19 protein-coding genes are annotated in these 18,848 nt (G+C 72.1%); 12 read left to right on the top strand and 7 right to left on the bottom strand.

Translation table 11 applies throughout. The annotated features are described in order from the left end of the window. Positions 1–45: 45 nt before the first annotated feature. Positions 46–687 carry a helix-turn-helix domain-containing protein gene (locus tag IOD14_RS39135; RefSeq protein WP_123989623.1) on the top strand — a complete coding sequence of 214 codons (642 nt, stop codon included), beginning with the start codon at positions 46–48 and terminating at the stop codon, positions 685–687. Positions 688–698: 11 nt separating this feature from the next. Here the strand turns inward: IOD14_RS39135 and IOD14_RS39130 are convergent, their stop codons facing one another. Further along, positions 699–2,246: a helix-turn-helix domain-containing protein gene (locus tag IOD14_RS39130; protein ID WP_123989622.1), complete on the bottom strand. Its 1,548-nt coding sequence runs from the start codon at positions 2,244–2,246 to the stop codon at positions 699–701. Positions 2,247–2,367: 121 nt separating this feature from the next. On the opposite strand from IOD14_RS39130, the gene IOD14_RS39125 reads away from it, so the two are divergent. From IOD14_RS39125 to IOD14_RS39115, 3 genes are read left to right on the top strand one after another with little or no spacing between them, the layout of a single operon-like run. After that, positions 2,368–3,138: a chorismate synthase gene (locus IOD14_RS39125; protein ID WP_212672783.1), complete on the top strand. Its 771-nt coding sequence runs from the start codon at positions 2,368–2,370 to the stop codon at positions 3,136–3,138. Next, positions 3,135–4,244, top strand: a complete 1,110-nt coding sequence (gene menC, locus IOD14_RS39120; RefSeq protein ID WP_123989620.1) for an o-succinylbenzoate synthase — start codon at positions 3,135–3,137, stop codon at positions 4,242–4,244. Before IOD14_RS39125 ends, menC begins: the two co-directional genes overlap by 4 nt. Before the next feature lie 42 nt (positions 4,245–4,286). After that, entirely contained in the window at positions 4,287–5,078 is a 792-nt protein-coding gene (locus IOD14_RS39115) for a S16 family serine protease (protein WP_123989619.1), read from the top strand. Here IOD14_RS39115 and IOD14_RS39110 read toward each other — a convergent pair. The 3 genes from IOD14_RS39110 to IOD14_RS39100 are packed head-to-tail and all read right to left on the bottom strand — an operon-like array spanning position 5,075 to position 6,387. After that, a complete protein-coding gene (locus IOD14_RS39110; RefSeq protein ID WP_123989618.1) occupies positions 5,075–5,260 on the bottom strand; it encodes a hypothetical protein in 186 nt (61 codons plus the stop codon). The genes IOD14_RS39115 and IOD14_RS39110 overlap by 4 nt on opposite strands. Before the next feature lie 12 nt (positions 5,261–5,272). Further along, a complete protein-coding gene (locus tag IOD14_RS39105) occupies positions 5,273–5,848 on the bottom strand; it encodes a helix-turn-helix domain-containing protein (protein WP_123989617.1) in 576 nt (191 codons plus the stop codon). 59 nt (positions 5,849–5,907) lie between these two features. Continuing rightward, a complete protein-coding gene (locus IOD14_RS39100; RefSeq protein WP_212672782.1) occupies positions 5,908–6,387 on the bottom strand; it encodes an Lrp/AsnC family transcriptional regulator in 480 nt (159 codons plus the stop codon). 126 nt (positions 6,388–6,513) lie between these two features. Between IOD14_RS39100 and hppD the strand changes: the two genes are divergently transcribed. The 4 genes from hppD (at position 6,514) to nthA (ending at position 9,403) form a co-directional block, all read left to right on the top strand. Beyond that, the gene (gene hppD / locus IOD14_RS39095) at positions 6,514–7,659 is read left to right on the top strand and encodes a 4-hydroxyphenylpyruvate dioxygenase (protein ID WP_123989615.1); all 1,146 of its coding nucleotides are present in this window, start codon (positions 6,514–6,516) and stop codon (positions 7,657–7,659) included. A 577-nt stretch (positions 7,660–8,236) separates the two neighbouring features. Further along, positions 8,237–8,518: an SH3-like domain-containing protein gene (locus tag IOD14_RS44825; protein WP_123989614.1), complete on the top strand. Its 282-nt coding sequence runs from the start codon at positions 8,237–8,239 to the stop codon at positions 8,516–8,518. Continuing rightward, the gene (locus IOD14_RS44820; RefSeq protein WP_123989613.1) at positions 8,511–8,822 is read left to right on the top strand and encodes an SH3-like domain-containing protein; all 312 of its coding nucleotides are present in this window, start codon (positions 8,511–8,513) and stop codon (positions 8,820–8,822) included. The genes IOD14_RS44825 and IOD14_RS44820 overlap by 8 nt, the downstream gene beginning before the upstream one ends. Beyond that, on the top strand, positions 8,819–9,403 hold the full coding sequence (nthA, locus tag IOD14_RS39080) for a nitrile hydratase subunit alpha (protein ID WP_212672781.1): 585 nt from the start codon (positions 8,819–8,821) through the stop codon (positions 9,401–9,403). The genes IOD14_RS44820 and nthA overlap by 4 nt, the downstream gene beginning before the upstream one ends. Here the strand turns inward: nthA and IOD14_RS39075 are convergent. Beyond that, positions 9,381–10,847, bottom strand: coding sequence for a tetratricopeptide repeat protein (locus tag IOD14_RS39075; RefSeq protein WP_212672780.1), 1,467 nt, complete (start codon positions 10,845–10,847; stop codon positions 9,381–9,383). The genes nthA and IOD14_RS39075 overlap by 23 nt on opposite strands. Before the next feature lie 92 nt (positions 10,848–10,939). Here IOD14_RS39075 and IOD14_RS39070 point away from each other — a divergent pair, with 92 nt between their 5' ends. Continuing rightward, complete coding sequence (locus IOD14_RS39070; protein ID WP_123989610.1) at positions 10,940–12,346, top strand: FAD-linked oxidase C-terminal domain-containing protein; 1,407 nt, start codon at positions 10,940–10,942, stop codon at positions 12,344–12,346. Positions 12,347–12,362: 16 nt separating this feature from the next. On the opposite strand, the gene IOD14_RS39065 is transcribed toward IOD14_RS39070, so the two are convergent. Beyond that, positions 12,363–12,839, bottom strand: a complete 477-nt coding sequence (locus tag IOD14_RS39065; protein WP_123989609.1) for an SsgA family sporulation/cell division regulator — start codon at positions 12,837–12,839, stop codon at positions 12,363–12,365. A gap of 228 nt (positions 12,840–13,067) precedes the next feature. Here IOD14_RS39065 and IOD14_RS39060 point away from each other — a divergent pair, with 228 nt between their 5' ends. Both IOD14_RS39060 and IOD14_RS39055 read left to right on the top strand, forming a co-directional pair. Continuing rightward, positions 13,068–14,702, top strand: coding sequence for an RDD family protein (locus tag IOD14_RS39060; protein ID WP_212672779.1), 1,635 nt, complete (start codon positions 13,068–13,070; stop codon positions 14,700–14,702). 89 nt (positions 14,703–14,791) lie between these two features. Beyond that, positions 14,792–15,424, top strand: a complete 633-nt coding sequence (locus tag IOD14_RS39055; RefSeq protein WP_123989607.1) for an RDD family protein — start codon at positions 14,792–14,794, stop codon at positions 15,422–15,424. A gap of 404 nt (positions 15,425–15,828) precedes the next feature. Here the strand turns inward: IOD14_RS39055 and IOD14_RS39050 are convergent, their stop codons facing one another. Beyond that, positions 15,829–16,089 (bottom strand): hypothetical protein, encoded by a 261-nt coding sequence (locus IOD14_RS39050; protein WP_123989606.1) that lies wholly within the window; start codon positions 16,087–16,089, stop codon positions 15,829–15,831. Positions 16,090–16,426: 337 nt separating this feature from the next. On the opposite strand from IOD14_RS39050, the gene IOD14_RS39045 reads away from it, so the two are divergent. Then, entirely contained in the window at positions 16,427–18,775 is a 2,349-nt protein-coding gene (locus tag IOD14_RS39045; RefSeq protein ID WP_123989605.1) for an immune inhibitor A domain-containing protein, read from the top strand. Positions 18,776–18,848: the final 73 nt, after the last annotated feature.

Below are 18,848 nucleotides of genomic sequence, written 5' to 3'. Positions count from 1 at the left end.
GCCGCTCGGAGGCTGTCGACCTCACCACTTGGAGGAGTGGGCGTCGTGACCGCGGAGACCTCTCAGACGCTTGACCGGGGACTGCGTGTCCTCAAGCTCCTGGCCGACACGGACCACGGGCTCACCGTCACGGAGCTGTCCAACAAGCTGGGGGTGAACCGGACCGTGGTGTACCGGTTGCTGGCCACCCTGGAGCAGCACGCCCTCGTCCGGCGTGATCTGGGCGGCCGAGCCCGGGTGGGCCTCGGAGTGCTGCGGCTCGGACGGCAGGTGCATCCGCTGGTACGGGAGGCCGCGCTGCCGGCCCTGCGCTCGCTCGCGGAGGACATCGGGGCGACGGCTCATCTCACCTTGGTGGACGGGTCCGATGCACTGGCCGTGGCCGTCGTGGAGCCCACGTGGACGGACTATCACGTGGCCTACCGGGCCGGGTTCCGGCATCCCCTGGACCGGGGTGCCGCCGGGCGGGCGATCCTCGCGGCCCGGCAGCAGGGGTTCGGGGAGCCGGGCTACCTGCTCACGCACGGGGAGCTGGAGGCCGGCGCCAGCGGGGCGGCCGCTCCTCTGCTCGGGGTCACCGGCGTCGAGGGCAGCGTCGGGGTCGTGATGCTGGCGGACGCGGTGCCGGAGCGGGTGGGGCCCAGGGTGGTGGACGCGGCCCGGGAGGTCGCGGAGGCGCTGCGCTGACGTTCCTGGGCTCAACCGGCCGGCGTGCCGCGTCCGAGCCCGGCCAGTGTCCGCAGCTGCAGCCACAGCACCAGCCGTTCGTCGGGGTCGTCCAGGTCGATCCCGATGTGCTGCCGCACCTGCTTGAGCCGGTAGCGGCAGGTGTTCGGATGCACGGCGAGCAGCTTCGCCGCGCCCGCCATGTCGCATCCGGCGTCGAACCAGCTCATCAGCGTGCGCGCGTGGTCGGTGCCGTGCCCGGCGTCGTACGCCAGCACCCGCCGCCATGCTCCGGCGCTCAATTCCCGCCGCTCGCCGAGCACTTCGGTCAGCCGCAACAGCGTGACCCGTGGCCGCACCTCGTCGATCGTGGCCACCGGCAGCGACGGCCCGAGCACCCGCAGCACCAGATCGGCGTCCGCCCGTGACGCGGTCACCTCCGCGAGCCCCGCCACCACCTCGCCCAGCCCGGCCCGCACCGGCACCCTCAGCGCCTGCCCGGCCCGCGCCACGATGTCCTCGGCCAGCCGCCTGTGGCGGGCCCCCGGCGCCGGCAGCACCGCGTACACCACCCCGTCGGCCAGGACACACGCGTGCCGCCCGTACCGTGCCTCGCACTGCAGCCGTACGACGTCCAGCAGCCGCATCCCGGTCTGCTCGGCGTCCGGAAGGCCGGCCGCCTCCAGGACGAAGGCCGCCACCCGCACAGGACCCTCGATCCCCAGCCCCACGGCGGACGTCGCCGCGTCCGCCGTGCCGTCCAGCACCCGCCGCAGCAGATCGCTGTCGCGGTGCCGCGCCAGCTCCCGTGCCGCACGGGCCCGCAGGAGCAGCAGTGCCGCCGTCGACGCGCCCTGGGCGAGTGTGTCCGCCGCGTCCGCCGCGAGGGTGCCGTCGTCGACGACCCACACCGAGCCGAGGGTCTCCCCGCCGGCCCGGACGGCGACCGCGAGACGCGGCAGCACACCGTCGCGCAGCGCGGGCAGCCGCACCGGGCCCTCGGCCGCGAACAGCTCCCGGTACTGCTCGGAGTTGTCCAGGCTGACCGGCACCCGCAGGCCCAGGATGCCCTGCCGGCGGTCCTCGTCGACCGGCTGGCCGGGGACGGTGGAGTAGGCGAGGATCCGTTGGCGCGGGTCCTCCACGGCGGTGGCCCCGCCGGTCGCCGCCGCGATGGCGTCGGCGAGCGCGAAGAGGTCGCCGTGGCCGCCCGTGGACGAGGCGGGCCGGGCGCCGATCGCCGAGGCCAGCAGCAGGTGCGCCTGGTGCCAGGCCAGGTCCCCGGGGACGGACAGCAGTGCCACGCCGTACGTCTGAGCCTCGGCCGTCGGCCCGTCCGCACCCCGGACCACCAGGCCGGTCATCCCGGCCCCCGCGGCCGCCCGCACCAGCGGCCCGGCCGCGGCCGCCCGCACCCCGACCGCCAGCAGCAGCGCGCCGGGCACCGGGGGGAGCGGAGCGCCCGCGTCGTGGAGAAGCACCTCCGTGACCGGCGCGGTGAGCCCGGCGGGCGCGGTGTGCAGGCGTACGGAGGTCCCGCCGACGACGTCCAAGAGGTCACCGAGGGTGCAGGCGTCCATGGGCAGCTCCAGAGGAAGCAGTGGCCGACCGCGCGAGCTTTGGCCGATCCGCAAAGCAAGGTCCGCAGATGTTGTACGGCCGCACAACCCAGGATGCCCCACTGGGCCCAAGACTCGGCACATGACCGCAGTGAGCATCCGTACCGTCCACGACGTCGCCGGCCTCGATGCCGTCAGCGCGTACTTCGGCAGGGTGTGGCGGACCCCGTCGGCCCCGCCCTATCCGGCCGAAGTGCTGCACAGCCTGGTCCACGCGGGCGGCGCCGTGCACGCGGCCCACGACGGCGAGCGCCTCGCCGGAGCCTGTGCCGCGGTGTTCGGGCCACCGGGCTCGGGAGAGGCGTACTCCCTGGTCGCCGCCGCGGAGCCCGGGCTCGGCCAGGTGGTGAAGCAGGCACAGCGGGCCTGGGCGCTCGGCCTCGGCGCCCGCACCATGCGCTGGACCTTCGACCCGCTGGTCGCCCGCAACGCCCGCTTCAACCTGGCCAAGCTGGGCGCGGCCGGCACCGAGTACCTCGTCGACTTCTACGGCCCCATGCGGGACGGCGTGAACGGCGGCGACGAGAGCGACCGGCTGACCGTGACATGGGACCTGGCGGCGCCCGCGCAGCCGTACGAGATCCCCGGCCGCGAGGCCGCACCGGTGACCCACCGTGCCCCCGACGGGGCGGCCCTCGCCCGCCGCGACCTCGCCGACGTGCATGTCTGGTGCCGGGTCCCGGACGATGTCGTCGGGCTGCGGGCCGCCGACCCGCAGCTCGCGCTGCGCTGGCGGCGGGCTGTGCGCGAGGTGTTCACGGAGGCGTTCGGGCAGGGGTTCAGGGCGACCGGGATGTCCCGGGACGGCTGGTACACGCTCACCCGCGACCACGACGAGGAAGGCACCGTATGAAACTCGAACGCGTCGAGGTCGTCCACGTGGCGATCCCGCTGGTCAGCCCCTTCCGTACCTCCTTCGGCACGATGACCACGAAGGACACCTTCCTGCTGCACGTCGTCACGGACAGCGCCGAGGGCTGGTCGGAGTTCGCCGCCGACCCCCAGCCGCGGTACTGCTCGGAGTTCGTGGCGGGCGCGGAGCTGGTGCTGCGGGACTTCCTGGTGCCGAGGGTGGCGGCGCTGCCCGCGCTCACGGCACCGCTGGTGGGACCCGCCGTCAGCGGCATCAAGGGGCACGAACTGGCGAAGGCCGCCCTGGAGACGGCGGTCCTGGACGCGGAGCTGCGGTCGTACGGCATGCCGCTGGCGGTGTACCTGGGCGCGGTGCGCGAGCGGGTGCCGGCGGGGGTGTCGGTGGGGATCAAGGACTCCGTGCCGGAACTGCTGGACGACGTCGAGCGGTATCTCGCCGAGGGGTACGTCCGGATCAAGCTGAAGATCGAACCGGGCTGGGACCTCGAGCCCGTACGGGCCGTGCGCGAGCGCTTCGGCGCCGGGCTGCCCCTCCAGGTCGACGCCAACACCGCGTACACGCTCGCGGACGCGGAACACCTGCGGCGGCTCGACGAGTTCGGCCTGCTGCTCATCGAGGAGCCCCTGGACGAGAACAACCTGTACGGCCACGCGCGCCTCCAGAGCCGTATCGCCACCCCGGTCTGCCTCGACGAGTCCCTGCACAACGCCCGGGACACCGCCTCCGCGATCGCGATGGACGCCTGCCGGGTCGTGAACATCAAGCCCGCGCGCGTGGGCGGCTATCTGGAGGCCCGCCGCATCCACGACGTGGCCCGCGCCCACGGCGTGCCGGTGTGGTGCGGAGGCATGCTGGAGACGGGAATCGGCCGCGCCCCGAACCTCGCCCTGGCCGCCCTGCCCGGTTTCACGCTCCCCGGGGACACCTCGGCGTCCGCCCGCTACTTCGCCGAGGACATCACCGAGCCGTTCGTCCTGGAGGACGGCCACCTGCCGGTACCGCGCACCCCGGGCATCGGTGTGGAACCGCTGCCCGATGTCCTGCGGCGCTTCACACGCGCGCGGCGGGACCTGTACGGGGGCTGACCGGCTCGTGGCCGGAAGTGACCGCCGCGTTAGATTGATCCCGTGCTCTCTCGCCTCACGCGCCCCCGGGCCGTCGCCGTCTGTGCCCTGCCCGTCGTGGCGCTGATCGCCACGGCCCTCTTCGTGCCGCTGCCGTTCTCGCTGGCGCAGCCCGGGATGACGGCGAACGTCCTCGGCGACAACAAGGGCGCGGAGGTGATCACGATCGCCGGGGCCAGAACCCGTGCGACGAGCGGGCAGCTGCGGATGACGACCATCGAGGCGACCGGGCCCGACACCCATGTCTCGCTCGGTGACCTCTTCGACAGCTGGTTCCGCACCGACCGGGCGGTCATGCCCCGTGACGCGGTCTACCCGAGCGGGCAGAGCGTCAAGGAGATCGAGGAGCACAACACCGCGCAGATGAAGGAGTCCCAGGACGCGGCGACCGAGGCGGCGCTGAAGTACCTGGACCTGAACGACGGGAAGGTGAAGGTCACGCTGAAGCTCGCGGACGTCGGCGGGCCGAGCGCGGGGCTGCTGTTCACGCTGGGGATCATCGACAAGCTCGACGGTGACGGCGCCGGGGGCGACCTCACGGGCGGCCGCACCATCGCCGGGACGGGGACGATCGACGAGGACGGCACGGTCGGAGCGGTGGGCGGCGTGGCGCTGAAGACGCAGGCCGCGAAGCGGGACGGGGCGACGGTGTTCCTGGTCCCGAAGGAGGAGTGCGCCGACGCGAAGGCGGAGCTGCCGAAGGGGCTGCGGCTGATTCCGGTGAAGTCCCTGAAGGGGGCGGTGAGTGCGCTGACCGCACTGGAGTCGGGGAAGGGGTCCGTCCCCGCCTGCTAGTGCGCGAGGGCCGGCCGGGGGGAGGAGGCCAGCCGGAGTCCGACCTCCACGAGGGTCCAGCCGAGCCGGGTCCGGATGGCGTGCGGCCGCCTGGCCTCGGCGGCGAGGCGGTAGGCGTCGGCCTCGGCGCGCAGGTCCGCGGCGCGGAGGTGGTGCTGGGCGAGGTGGGTTCCGGTGTGCATGGCGGGGCTCCTTCAGTCCGTGGCGGAGGGGAACAGGTGCGTGTGGACGCGTACTTGCTCGGTGCCGGGGTCCTCGTCGGTGACCCGGCCGCGGTAGTCGTTGATCAGGGCGTGCATCCTGCCGATGAGTTCGGCGGCCAGCTCGGGGGTGAGCTGGAGCGTCATGTCGCTCATGTCGGAGCTCTGGGCCCACTCGGCCGGCCAGCGGTCCCGGGTGCTGAGCCAGCCGGACAGCTCGCGGGCGTGGGTGGCGGCCACCTCGTGCAGGTAGATCTCCGCCATCCCGCGCACTTCCGGTCCCGCGCCCTCGAACTCGGCGGTGTCGAAGGTCAGTCCCTGGTCCACGGCCTTCCACCACCGCTCGCGCCCCTTCCCGTGCTCCGGGGCGTCCGCGATGAAGCCGTGCTCGGCGAGCTGGCGCAGGTGGTAGCTGGTCGCGCCGCTGGACTCGCCCAGGCGCTCGGCGAGCATCGACGCGGTCGCGGGACCGCGCCGGCGCAGGGCGTTGAGCAGTTCCATCCGCAGGGGATGGGCCAGCCCGCGCAGTGAACGGGCGTCGAGTTTCCGTACGTCTGGCTCTTCCGGCATGCGTACAAAGATAGCGTTGCAAAGAGTCCTTTGCAACGGCTTCTTTGTAACTCGCGCGGTCACTCCCGAAGGGCCGGATCCGCCGCCTGCTCCACCAGCGGGATGATCCGCAGCGGAACGGGGTTCTCCATGACGATCGCGGTGGCGGCCCGGACGATCCCGTCGAAACCGACGACCCGGTCGATCACGCGCTGGAGATCGGCGTTGGAGCGGGCCACCAGTCGGCACAGCATGTCCCCGCTGCCGGTGGTGGTGTGCAGCTCCAGGACCTCCGGCACGGTCGCCAGGTGCGCCCGCACGTCGGCCCCCTGGCCCTGCCGGATCTGGAGCGTGGCGAACGCAGTCACGGGGTAGCCGAGGGCCGCCGGATCGACCTGCGGACCGAATCCCCGGATGACCCCGTTCGACTGAAGCCGGTCCAGGCGCGCCTGTACGGTCCCGCGGGCCACCCCCAGTCGCCGGGACATCTCCAGCACCCCGATCCGCGGCTCGCGCGCGAGGAGCACGATGATCCGCCCGTCCAGCTCGTCGATCCCCACGGCAGCCTCCCGCAGCGTTGGTCATCCTGTACAGAAAGGCCGTCTTCACGGCCGTACTGCTGAACAGATTGTCCAGTGGATATGCGAACTATTGCGCACCTTGCCGGGCGGAGCCAGGCTTCGAGCATGACGCAGACCACACACCGCACTCCCGACACCGCCCGGCAGGCCGACCCCTTCCCGGTCAAGGGAATGGACGCGGTCGTCTTCGCCGTCGGCAACGCCAAGCAGGCGGCGCACTACTACTCGACCGCCTTCGGCATGCGGCTCGTCGCCTACTCCGGACCGGAGAACGGCAGCCGCGAGACCGCGAGCTACGTGCTGGAGAACGGCTCCGCCCGGTTCGTGTTCACCTCGGTCATCAAGCCCGCCACCCCCTGGGGCCACTTCCTCGCCCAGCACGTGGCCGAGCACGGCGACGGGGTGATCGACCTCGCCATCGAGGTCCCGGACGCCCGCCGCGCCCACGCCTACGCCGTCGAGCACGGCGCCCGCTCGGTCGCCGAGCCGTACGAGCTGAAGGACGAGCACGGCACCGTCGTCCTCGCCGCGATCGCCACCTACGGCGAAACCCGCCACACCCTGGTCGAGCGCAGCGGCTACGACGGCCCGTACCTGCCCGGCTACACCGAGGCCGCCCCGATCGTGGAGCCGCCCGCCCACCGCACCTTCCAGGCCGTCGACCACTGCGTCGGCAACGTCGAGCTCGGCCGGATGAACGAGTGGGTCGGCTTCTACAACAAGGTCATGGGCTTCACGAACATGAAGGAGTTCGTGGGCGACGACATCGCCACCGAGTACAGCGCGCTGATGTCGAAGGTCGTGGCCGACGGCACCCTCAAGGTGAAGTTCCCGATCAACGAGCCCGCCATCGCCAAGAAGAAGTCCCAGATCGACGAGTACCTGGAGTTCTACGGCGGCGCGGGCGTCCAGCACATCGCGCTGAACACCAACGACATCGTGCAGACCGTGCGGACCATGCGGGCGGCGGGAGTCCAGTTCCTCGACACCCCGGACTCCTACTACGACACCCTCGGCGAGTGGGTCGGCGACACCCGCGTCCCCGTCGACACGCTCCGGGAGCTGAAGATCCTCGCCGACCGCGACGAGGACGGCTACCTGCTCCAGATCTTCACCAAGCCGGTCCAGGACAAGCCCACCGTGTTCTTCGAACTCATCGAACGGCATGGCTCGATGGGCTTCGGAAAGGGCAACTTCAAGGCGCTCTTCGAGGCCATCGAACGAGAGCAGGAGAAGCGGGGCAACCTCTAGCCCCCGATGATCGAAGGGGGACCGTGACCGACCGCTTCGACCTGTCCGTACCGGCCGACCACCGGCTGCGGAAGAAGCCGCTCCACGAGGCCACGGTCCTCCAGTCCTTCGCCTGCGACGAACTCGCGCCGGGCAGCGGCGAGCAGGGCGACCCGCATGGGCGCGCAGAACGCCGCCGACGGCACCGTGTGGATCCGGGCCGAGGCCGCCGCGCAGAAGGGCTACGGCCAGCGCGTCACCCGCTTCCGCCTCCTCGACGGCGCCACCCGCACCGGCGAGGACGTCGCCGTCCGCAGGCCGATCGCCGGGTCCACCGACAACCAGCCGTCGGTGTGCATGACGTCGAAGCGCGTGGCTGTCCGCCACCGCGTCGACAACGAGCCCCGCCACCGGACCCGGGACCTCGACGCCTTCGTGACCCGCGACCACGCCGCGGTACGCCCTCTACAGCGACCACTTGTACCCATTGGCCGGCACCCCACGGCTGTACCCGGGGCTCGCCTCGGGTCCGGTGGGCATCCGGCGATTCTCGCTCTACCGCAAGCCGCAGTCCGCGGAACGCTCGTAGGCTGGCCGTATGGCCAGGATCAACGACGTGGGCGGCACGCAGGGGTTCGGCGCGATCGACACCACCGACGACACCGAGCCCTTCCACGCGGACTGGGAGGCCCGGGTGGTCGGGCTCTTCAACACCCTGCGCGCACAAGGGCTCTTCAACACCAACGAGTTCCGGGACGCGATCGAGTCGATGCCGCCGGCTGAGTACCTGGCGGCGTCCTACTACGAGCGCTGGTTCACCGCGATCTGCGCCCTGCTGGAACGCAAGGGCGTGCTCGAGCCGGGTGAGCTCGATGACTGACGCGCACCCGGCACCCCCCGACCGTTTCCCGCCCGGCACCCGCGTCCGCACCTACCGCCACGACCCGCCCCACCACACCCGCCTGCCGCGGTACGCGCGCGGCAAACAGGGCGTGGTCGTCGAGCCGGAGGGCCCGGACGAACTGCCCGACATCAGCGCCCGGGGGCGCGGGGACGCACCCGTCGAGCAGATCTACGCGGTCCGCTTCGAGGCCCGCGACCTGTGGGGCGAGGGCGACCACCACGTCGTACTGGACCTGTGGGAAAGCTACTTGGAAGCGGACGAAGGGAGCGGGGCCCGATGAGCGGTGACCACCACACCGATGCGACGATCGCCCGGCGGGTACGGCGACTGGAAACCCTCCTGGAGGAGAAGGGGCTGATCACCGGCGAGCGGCTGGACGAGGCGATCGACGCGTTCCTCGCGGAGTCCTCCCCGGCGAACGGGGCCCAGGTCGTGGCCCGCGCCTGGACCGACGACTCCTACCGGGCCCGCCTGCTCGCGGACGGCACCGCCGCCGTCCAGGAACTCGGCTTCATGGACGGCTCGTACCAGCGCCTGCGGGTCGTGGAGAACACCGGGTCCCTGCACAACGTCATCGTCTGCACCCTCTGCTCCTGCTACCCGCTCCGCCTCCTGGGCCCGTCCCCCAGCTGGTACAAGTCCGAGGCCTACCGCTCCCGCGTGGTCCGCGAACCCCGTGCCGTCCTGCGGGAGTTCGGCCTGGAACTGCCCGCCGACACCGAGATCACGGTCTGGGACTCCAGCGCGGAGACCCGCTACATGGTCCTGCCCCGCAGGCCCGAGGGCACGGAAGCACTCGGCGAGCAGGAGCTCGCCGCGCTGGTGACGCGGAACGCCCTCATCGGTACGGCCGCGGTGTGACCCCCTTCGCGTCCATCACCGGCACGCCCTCGTCCGGCACGTCCCCCAGGGCCGCCAACGCCTCCCGCGCCGCCCGCGCCCGCGAGAGCGAGAACCAGGGGTTGATCCGCAGGGCCTCCTCGAGGTGCCGGCGCGCGGGGGCGTACTGTCCCAGCTCCCGCTCGATCATGCCCAGGTGATAGGCGTACGGCGCACTGCGCACCCCGCCCCCGTGCGCCTTGTCGGTCGCGATCCGGGCGTACCGCAGGGCCTCCTGGTCCGCGCCCGCCCGGTGCAGCGCCCAGCCCAGCGCGTCGGCCACCGCGATCCCCGGCTGCCGTCGCCACTCGGCCCGCAACCGCCGTACGGCCGCGGCCGGTTCGCCGTGGTCCGCCTCGAACTGCCCGAGCACCAGCTCCTCGTCGGCGCCGCCCGCCGCCGCGCGTTCCGCCGCCGCCCGCAGCAGGTCGTACTGCACCCGGGCCGCCTGCCCCAGCCCCAGTGACTCGTACAACTCGCCCAGCTCCAGGGCGTACTGCGGCAGCGGCTGCTTCGCGAACGCCATCCGGTAGGCGTTCAGGGCCTCCGTCGTGCGGCCCAGCGCCGCCAGCGCCCGCCCCTGCCCGGCCTGCGCGGCCCGCTGGTCGGGGTCGAGCCGGACCGCCTCCTGGAAGTACCGCAGCGCGTTCTCGCGGTCGCCGCGCTCCCACGCGAGCTGCCCCGCCCGCTCCAGATACGCGGCCCGCTCGGCCGGCGCCCGCGCCCCCGCCGCCGCGTCGGACAGCTGAGCCGCCGCGTCCTCACGCCACCCACGGTCCCGGTACACGGCCGCCGCCCGGGCCATCACCGCGGGACCCGAGCGCAGTTCCAGCAGCCGCTCCAGCGTCCGATGGGCCGCCTTGTAGTCGCCGAGCCCGGTGTACGCGTCGATCAGCGCCGGATATGTCGTCCACCGCTTCGGCTCCAGCCGCCGTGCCGCCTCGGCCCAGGTCCGCGCGGCCCCGAAGTCCCGGCGCGCGTTCGCGAGAGCGGCCAGACCTCCGAGGGCCCCCGCGCTCCTGCGCACCTTCAGGGACGTCCGCAGCGCGTCCTCGGCCTTCGGATAGAACGCCGTGTCGGCCGTACGCCGCCCCTGCTCGACGTACGCCGTCCCCAGCACCGCCCACGACTCGGCGTCCCCGGGGTGCCCGCGCAGATGGCTCTCCCGCTCACCGATCAGCGCCGCCAGGTCGGGCAGGGCGGCCGGCACCCCGGCCGTGACCGCCGTCAGCGCCTGGGCCCCCGGGGCCGGGGCGGGAGCGCGGGCCGCCGGAGGCTCGGCGGGCAGCAGCATCAGCACCGTACCGAGCACCGCGCAGCCCGCGAGCGCGGCGATCACCACCCGTCCGTGCAGCCGGGCCCGGCGCTCCTCCGGGCGCTCCTGCGGCAGCTCCTTCGGCCGGTTCTGCGTGGCTTGGTTCTCCATGGCGCTCACTGTGCGTCAGTACGACGAGCCCACCCCGGCATCCGGCAGCTGCCGTTGGTGGGGTTCACACCGATGGCCCCCGGTGCGACGCTGTGATCATGAGCCGTATCGAAGCCCCCCGCGACGAGGTCACCGGCAACCTGGTGGACCGCCTGCTCAGCGGTCTGCCCGCCGAGGCCGTCCTCATCGACCCGGACGTCACGGCCGCCTACGCCAACGACATGGCGAGCTTCTGCCCGGCCGGCATCCCCGCCGTGGTCGTCCTGCCGCGCACGGTCGAACAGGTCCAGCACGTCATGCGCGTCGCCACCGAACTGCGCGTCCCCGTCGTCCCCCAGGGCGCCCGCACGGGCCTGTCGGGCGCGGCCAACGCCTCCGACGGCTGCATCGTGCTGTCCCTGACCAGGATGGACCGCGTCCTGGAGATCAACCCGGTCGACCGCATCGCCGTCGTCGAACCAGGCGTCGTCAACGCGACCCTCTCCCGCGCGGTCGACGAACTCGGCCTCTACTACCCGCCGGACCCCTCCAGCTGGGAGATGTGCACGATCGGCGGCAACATCGGCACCGCGTCCGGCGGGCTGTGCTGTGTGAAGTACGGGGTGACGGCGGAGTACGTCCTCGGACTGGACGTCGTCCTCGCCGACGGACGGCTCATGTCCACGGGCCGCCGCACCGCCAAGGGAGTCGCCGGATACGACCTGACCCGCCTCTTCGTCGGCTCCGAGGGCTCGCTCGGCATCGTCGTCCGGGCGGTCCTGGCGCTCCGGCCGAAGCCGCCCGCGCAGCTGGTGCTGGCCGCCGAGTTCGCCTCCGGGGCCGCCGCCTGCGACGCGGTGTGCCGGATCATGGAGGGCGGGCACGTGCCGTCCCTCCTCGAACTGATGGACCGTACGACGGTCAAAGCGGTCAACGACCTGGCGCACATGGGGCTCCCGGAGACCACCGAGGCGCTCCTCCTGGCCGCCTTCGACACCACGGACCCGGCGGCCGACCTCGCCGCCGTCGGCGCGCTGTGCGAGGCCGCGGGCGCCACCCAGGTCGTCCCGGCCGACGACGCGGCCGAGTCCGAGCTGCTCCTCCAGGCCCGCAGGCTGTCCCTGACTGCCCTCGAAGCGGTCAAGGGCACCACGATGATCGACGACGTGTGCGTGCCCCGCTCGCGGCTCGGCGAGATGCTCGAAGGGACCGAGCGGATCGCCGAGAAGTACGGGCTCACCATCGGTGTCGTCGCCCACGCCGGAGACGGCAACACCCACCCCACGGTCTGCTTCGACGCCGCCGACCCGGACGAGTCCCGCCGGGCCCGCGAGTCCTTCGACGAGATCATGGCGCTCGGCCTGGAGCTCGACGGCACGATCACCGGGGAGCACGGGGTGGGCGTACTGAAGAAGGAGTGGCTGGCGCGCGAGATCGGACCGGTGGGGCTGGAGATGCAGCGGGCGGTGAAGGGGGTCTTCGACCCGCTGGGGATCCTGAACCCGGGCAAGCTGTTCTGAGACCTCGCGGTACGGCTCACTCCCCGTCCGCCGACTCGTCGCTCGGCCACGGGTCGCACAGCCACAGGTCGTCGGCCGGGGTACGGGCCAGCAGCTCGGCGAGGCCGTCGTCGATGCCGAGCTGCTCCGCCTCGGAGCCCGGGGGGACCGCCCTCAGCGTGCGCTCCAGCCAGGCCGAGACCTGGGCGGCCGGGGCCTCCAGGAGGGCGTCGCCGTCGGGGGAGCTCAGCGCCATCAGCACGACACCGCGGCCGGCGACCTTCGTCGGCCACACCCGCACGTCCCCGTGCCCGCACGGGCGGAACACCCCCTCCACGAGGAGTTCGCGGGCGAAGGTCCAGTGGACCGGGTGGTCCGAGCCGATGTGGAAGGTGACGTGGACGGCGAAGGGGTCGTCGCTGCGGTAGCCCAGCCGGGCCGGGACCGGGATGCTGCGCTCGGGCGACAGGATGAGTTTGAGCTCCAGTTCGCGCTCTACCACCGTGTGGTGCATGTCGTTCGTTCCTCTCTCGGCTCTCGTGCGGGTCCTGCGGTGGGCCCGTACGAGTGGAGAGAGGGGAGGGGCCGGGATCATTACGCGGGTTCGGCGAACTTTTTTCCGGCGGTATCACGCTCGTGCTCAAAAGGGGTGGGTCCGGTGGGACTGGCGGTGGGTCTTGCGCCGGTCTGATAGATGTGGAGCCCCCTCTATTGACCCCCGAGCAGATACGGGACGACGGACATGAGCGCCCCAACCCCGGCACCCGGTGACGACAGGCCCCGCGAGGGCTATTACCCGGACCCGTCCATTCCTGGATATGTCCGTTACTGGAACGGCGCCTCCTGGGTGCCGGGCACCAGCCGTCCCGCCCCGGCGGACGGCGAACCGCTCGCGCCCCCGCCCGGCAGCGGCCCCGCGCCGGCCCCGTCGCCGGTGGAAGAGACGGGCCCGCACTTCTTCGACGAGGACCCGGCCGAGGCACCCCCGCACCCGGACACCCAGCACGGCAGCCGTCCCGAACCCGCGTCCGCGTGGGCCGCCGACCGGGCCCACCAGGCGGGCTTCGGCGGCGACCAGGACCGCCGGGTCTCGTGGGGGTCCCCGCAGGCCCAGCAGGGGACGCCTCAGGGGATTCCTCCGCAAGGGGCCCAGCAGGGGCCGCAGGGCGCTCAGCACGGCGTGCCACAGACTCCGCAGGGCGCCGACCCCAGGGTGCCCGGCCCGGGGCGGCCCGTCGGCGACTCCTCCCCGGCCCGGCCGGACGGGCACGCGGCCCGTACTGACGGCACGGCGACGATCCCGCCCGCCGAGCCGGACGAGGACGGCGGCACCCGCGTCTTCCGCAGGCCCGCGGCCGCGTCCGGGGGAGCGGGAGCCGCCCGGCAGTCCGACGAGGGCACCATGACGTTCCGCGCGCTCTCCCCGCGCACGGCGCAGCAGGGCGCGGGTCCCGGGGCGCAGAACGGGAGCACGCCCGGACCCGCGTATTCCGGTCCCACCGCGCAGGGCGGCCCCGCCGTCGGCGCCCAGCCCTCCGCGGCGGGCGGCACCGCCACCCCCGAGAACTCCGGTGCACCCGGTTTCGGGGCCGGCAAGGCCGCCGCCCAGCGCGCCGCCGCGGGCCCCCAGGGTCCCGCCTCCGCCGCCGCTACGGCCCTGCCAGGCCCCCAGCAGTCCGCCCCCGCCTCCGGCCCGCAGACGGCCCCTCCGGGCGTGCCCCAGCAGGGCGTCGGAGCCCAGGTGGCCGCCACCCCCATGAGCCAGGGCCCCGGTGGCGGTCAGCCCTCCTGGGCGCAGCAGGTGCACCGGCTCGCCGGGCCCGACGAGGAGCAGCCCGCGCCCTGGAAGCCGCCGGTCGAGGACATCTTTCAGGCCGCCGCCCGCCGCCAGGCCTCCGCCAGGCCCGCCGGACTCGGCAAGCGTCTGGCCGCACGGCTCCTCGACACCCTGGTCGTCGGCGCGATCACCGCCGTGGCCGCCGTCCCCCTCGGCACCAAGGCGGCCGACCACATCAACGAGAAGATCGACGCGGCCAAGCTGTCCGGGCGGACCGTGACGGTCTGGCTCCTCGACGGCACCACGTCGGTGTACCTCGGCATCGTGGTCGCCGTGCTCCTCGTCGCCGGTGTGCTGTACGAGGCGCTGCCCACCGCGAAGTGGGGCCGCACCCTCGGCAAGAAGCTGCTCGGTCTGGAGGTGCGGGACATCGAGGGCCACGAGCCCCCGGAGTTCGGCGCGTCCCTGCGTCGCTGGCTCGTCTACAGCGTTCCGGGCCTGCTCGGCATCGGCCTCGTGGGCGTCGCCTGGTGCCTGTTCGACCGGCCGTGGCACCAGTGCTGGCACGACAAAGCGGCGCATACGTTCGTGGCGGGCTGAGCGGGTCCCTCGAACGGCGTACAGGATTCGGTACTCCGGACGGCCGCTCGCCGGATGCGGAGCCGGGGGGTTCGCGGTCGACTCGGGCCATGAGCAGTGAACCGCCCCCCGGCCCCGGCCCGCAGCAGCCGGATGACGACCCGTTCAGGAAGCAGCCCCCGCCTGCCGAGGGCTCGGGATCGCCGTACAACACCCCACCGCCACCGCCGTCGTACGGCGGAAGTCCCTACGGCGCCGGTGACCCGTACGGCGGCGGACCCACCGACCCGCTGGCCGGCATGCCCCCGCTGGCCCCCAGCGGCAGGCGCACGCTCGCCCGGATCATCGACCTGATCCTGGTGGGCATCGTCGTCTGGCTGATCACCTGGGGCTTCGGGGTGAGCGAGTACAACGTGGACAGCGACGACATGCAGTACGGCAAGTCGCTGGCCCAGTCGGCGCTCGCCGCGGTGCTCTACATCGCCTACGACACCGTCCTGATGTCCCGGTCCGGGCAGACGCTCGGCAAGAAGTGGCTGGGCATGCGGGTGGCGAACCTCGACAACGGCTCCACGCCCTCCGTGCAGACCACGCTGATCCGCTCGGCGGTCCTGTGGATCCCCTTCGCCTTCTGCTGCGCCTGCATCTGGACCGCCATCTCCGGCGGCTGGAGCTACTTCGACAAGCCCTACAAGCAGGGCCTGCACGACAAGGCGGCGAAGACGGTGGTGGTCACCGTCTGACCCACCGCCTCCCGGGGCACCCACGGCCCGGAACATGGGCGCAGCCGCCGGGCAACTGCTCCCGCGCGGCGCGCCCAGAGCCGTGACTTCGGGCCGGCGCGCTCGGTGTGAGCCGGGGTCGGCGTGGCCCGGGGGCGTGGTGCTGGAACGCCGGGTCGTGTTCTCCGGTCGGTGCGCTCGACGCAGGGATCGGGGGTGCGGTCCAGCTTGCCCCGGAGAGCGGCGCGCGGTGCGGCGAACTCGGGTTCAGGCGGCCGTCTTGGAGCTGGTGGCCGCCGGCGCTGGGCAACTGCCCCGCGCGGCGCGCCCAGACCGTGACCTCGGGTCGCCACACTCAGCGCAGGGGTCGGGGGGTACGGTCCAGTTCGCCCCGGAGAGCGGCGCGCGGTGCGGCGAACTCGGGTTCAGGCGGCCGTCTTGGAGCTGGTGGCCGCCGCGGGTACGGGCTCCTGCGTCGGCTGCTCGACGGGCCTGCTCACCGCGACGACGCGGGGCTTGGGCTGGGGCACCGTCATGGCGACCAGCAGGCCGAGGGCGAGCGCCGAGACGGCGATGACCGCTGTCCCCACGGCCGAACTCGTCTCTGACAGCAGCAGCATGGCGAGCGTCGAGAAGATGACGGTGATCGAACCGTAGGCGAGCTGTGCGGCGGTCGGACGAGGCATGGCAATCGTGTCCTCGGAATTGGGGGTCCACGGGGGGTGTCGGCCTGGCATTCCGCCGACATCCGGGCGTTCCGCCAATCGACTCTAATCGCCTGTCTGCCCGAGTGGAACGAACGGTAAGCGTGACCTAACCAACAGTGCCGGAGCACAGGGGGCGCACGGAGTCATGGCGTCCACCAAGTGGACATCTGTGCGCGCCCGTTCTGTTGCGGTCATGTGTCCGCAATACGAACACCAGCTCCCGATAATACATTTGACGGGTCCAAGTCAAGGTCTGTCTTTTCTCCCCAACCTTTAGTCAAATACCGGTCACTTGCCTGATAGGGGAGAGGTACAAGTGACTGACAGATCCTGGACGTTCAGGACGGCCGCGACGGTCGTGGCGATAGCCGCGGCCTCGGCCACGTTCTCGACGTTCGCCGTCGCACAGGCCGCGGACAAGCCCGCGAAGACCTCCGCGGCAGACCGGCAGGACCCGCAGCCGGCGAAGGCCAGGGAGCACGACTTCGACGGCCCTTACAGCCGTACACAGGACGCCCAGCGCGAGGAGGCGCTCCAGCAGGTCATCGCCGGCCAGGCCACGGTCAAGGAGAAGGACGGCTCGAAGGTCGTCCAGCTCAAGGGCCGCAAGGGCGACAGCAAGTACGTCGAGCTCGGCCGCGAGAAGACCGACAAGATCTTCACGATCCTCGTCGAGTTCGGCGACCAGGTCGACCCCCGCTACGGCGGCACGCCCGGCCCGCTGCACAACCGGATAGAGGCGCCGGACCGCAAGACGAACAACAGCACCGACTGGCAGGCCGACTTCGACCGGGCCCACTACCAGGACCTGTACTTCGGCGACGGCAACGCCACGCTCAAGTCGTACTACGAGAAGCAGTCCTCGGGCCGCTACTCGGTCGACGGCGAGGTCACCGACTGGGTCAAGGTGCCCTACAACGAGGCCCGTTACGGCTCCAACGACGCCGCGACCGGTGCCTGGTACGCGGTCCAGGACGGCGTCAACGCCTGGGTCGCGGAGCGCGAGGCCGCCGGTGACACGGCCGCCGAGATATCCGCGGAACTCGCCGAGTTCGACCAGTGGGACCGCTACGACTTCGACGGCGACGGCGACTTCAACGAGCCCGACGGCTACATCGACCACTTCCAGATCGTGCACGCCGGCGAGGACGAGTCCGCGGGCGGCGGCGCCCAGGGCGAGGACGCCATCTGGGCGCACCGCTGGTACGCGTTCGGCACCGACAAGGGTGTCACCGGCCCCGACACCAACAAGCGCGGCGGCACCCAGATCGGCGACACCGGCGTCTGGGTCGGCGACTACACCATCCAGCCCGAGAACGGCGGCCTGGGCGTCTTCGCCCACGAGTACGGCCACGACCTCGGCCTGCCCGACGAGTACGACACCTCCGGTGGCGGCGAGAACTCCACCGGCTTCTGGACGCTGATGTCCTCCGGCTCCTGGCTCGGCACGGGCAAGGACTCGATCGGCGACCTGCCCGGCGACATGAACGCCTGGGACAAGCTCCAACTGGGCTGGCTGGACTACGAGGTGGCCAAGGCCGGCAAGCGCTCGAGCCACAAGCTGGGCGTCGCGGAGTACAACACCAAGAACCCGCAGGCCCTCGTGGTCCAGCTGCCGAAGAAGTCGGTCACCACCGAGGTGACCACCCCGGCGCAGGGCGCCACCCAGTGGTGGAGCGACACCGGCGACGACCTCGAGAACACCCTGACCCGCACGGTCGACCTCACCGGCAAGTCCGCCGCGTCTCTCACCCTCGACGGCTGGTGGGACATCGAGCAGGACTACGACTACCTGTACGCCGAGGTCTCCACCGACGGCGGCGCCAACTACACCCCGATCGACGGCACGTTGGCCGACGGCACCGCGATCCCGCGGGACGGCAGCGGCAAGCCGGCCCTCACCGGCTCGGTCGAGGCCTACCAGAAGCTGACCTACCCGCTGAACGCCTACGCGGGCAAGAAGGTCAGCCTGCGCTTCCGTTACGCCACCGACGGCGGCACCTCCCTCAAGGGCTTCGCGGCCGACGAGATCACGGTGACCGCGGACGGCACGGCCCTCTTCTCGGACAACGCGGAGAGCGCGGACACGGCCTGGACGGCGAAGGGCTTCCGCCGGGTCGGCGCGTCCTTCACCGATGAGTACGCGCAGTACTACATCGCCGAGAACCGCCAATACGTGTCGTACGACAAGGTGTTGAAGGTCGGCCCGTACAACTACGGGTTCTCCACGACCCGTCCGGACTGGGTGGAGCACTACGCCTACCAGAACGGCCTGTTGATCTGGAAGTGGGACACCTCCCAGAAGGACGACAACACCAGCGCCCACCCCGGCCGGGGTCTGATCCTGCCGATCGACTCCCACCCGACCGCGCTGAAGTGGTCCGACGGCACGCTGATGCGCAACCGCATCCAGGCCTACGACTCGACCTTCAGCTGGTACCCGACGGACGGCATCACGCTCCACAAGGCCGACGTCCCGACGAAGATCAAGTCCAAGCCGGGCGTCCCGGTCTTCGACGACGGCACGTCGAACTACTACGACGCGACGAACCCGCTCGCCGGGGTCAACATCACTGACACCAACACCCGGATCAAGATCGTCAAGGAGCCCCTGAACGGCTCGACGATCACGCTCCAGGTCGGACCTTCGGCCAAGAAGAAGTAAAACCGCAGGTCAGAAGCGTATCGGCGGCAACCCCTGGCGGGTTGCCGCCGATCGTGTTTAGGTGCGTCCTGTG

The sequence above is a fragment of the Streptomyces sp. A2-16 genome (assembly GCF_018128905.1).
In the GTDB taxonomy this organism is placed as follows: Bacteria; Actinomycetota; Actinomycetes; order Streptomycetales; family Streptomycetaceae; genus Streptomyces.
This window is presented reverse-complemented; position numbering and strand designations above follow the sequence as displayed.

Coding starts and splice junctions, on each gene's coding strand:
- IOD14_RS39130 (WP_123989622.1), bottom strand. CDS start 2,246: ATGGACGCCTGCACCCTCGGTGACCTCTTGGACGTCGTCGGCGGGACC.
- IOD14_RS39125 (WP_212672783.1), top strand. CDS start 2,368: ATGACCGCAGTGAGCATCCGTACCGTCCACGACGTCGCCGGCCTCGAT.
- menC (WP_123989620.1), top strand. CDS start 3,135: ATGAAACTCGAACGCGTCGAGGTCGTCCACGTGGCGATCCCGCTGGTC.
- IOD14_RS39110 (WP_123989618.1), bottom strand. CDS start 5,260: ATGCACACCGGAACCCACCTCGCCCAGCACCACCTCCGCGCCGCGGAC.
- IOD14_RS39105 (WP_123989617.1), bottom strand. CDS start 5,848: ATGCCGGAAGAGCCAGACGTACGGAAACTCGACGCCCGTTCACTGCGC.
- hppD (WP_123989615.1), top strand. CDS start 6,514: ATGACGCAGACCACACACCGCACTCCCGACACCGCCCGGCAGGCCGAC.
- IOD14_RS44825 (WP_123989614.1), top strand. CDS start 8,237: ATGGCCAGGATCAACGACGTGGGCGGCACGCAGGGGTTCGGCGCGATC.
- IOD14_RS44820 (WP_123989613.1), top strand. CDS start 8,511: ATGACTGACGCGCACCCGGCACCCCCCGACCGTTTCCCGCCCGGCACC.
- nthA (WP_212672781.1), top strand. CDS start 8,819: ATGAGCGGTGACCACCACACCGATGCGACGATCGCCCGGCGGGTACGG.
- IOD14_RS39075 (WP_212672780.1), bottom strand. CDS start 10,847: ATGGAGAACCAAGCCACGCAGAACCGGCCGAAGGAGCTGCCGCAGGAG.
- IOD14_RS39065 (WP_123989609.1), bottom strand. CDS start 12,839: ATGCACCACACGGTGGTAGAGCGCGAACTGGAGCTCAAACTCATCCTG.
- IOD14_RS39060 (WP_212672779.1), top strand. CDS start 13,068: ATGAGCGCCCCAACCCCGGCACCCGGTGACGACAGGCCCCGCGAGGGC.
- IOD14_RS39055 (WP_123989607.1), top strand. CDS start 14,792: ATGAGCAGTGAACCGCCCCCCGGCCCCGGCCCGCAGCAGCCGGATGAC.
- IOD14_RS39050 (WP_123989606.1), bottom strand. CDS start 16,089: ATGCCTCGTCCGACCGCCGCACAGCTCGCCTACGGTTCGATCACCGTC.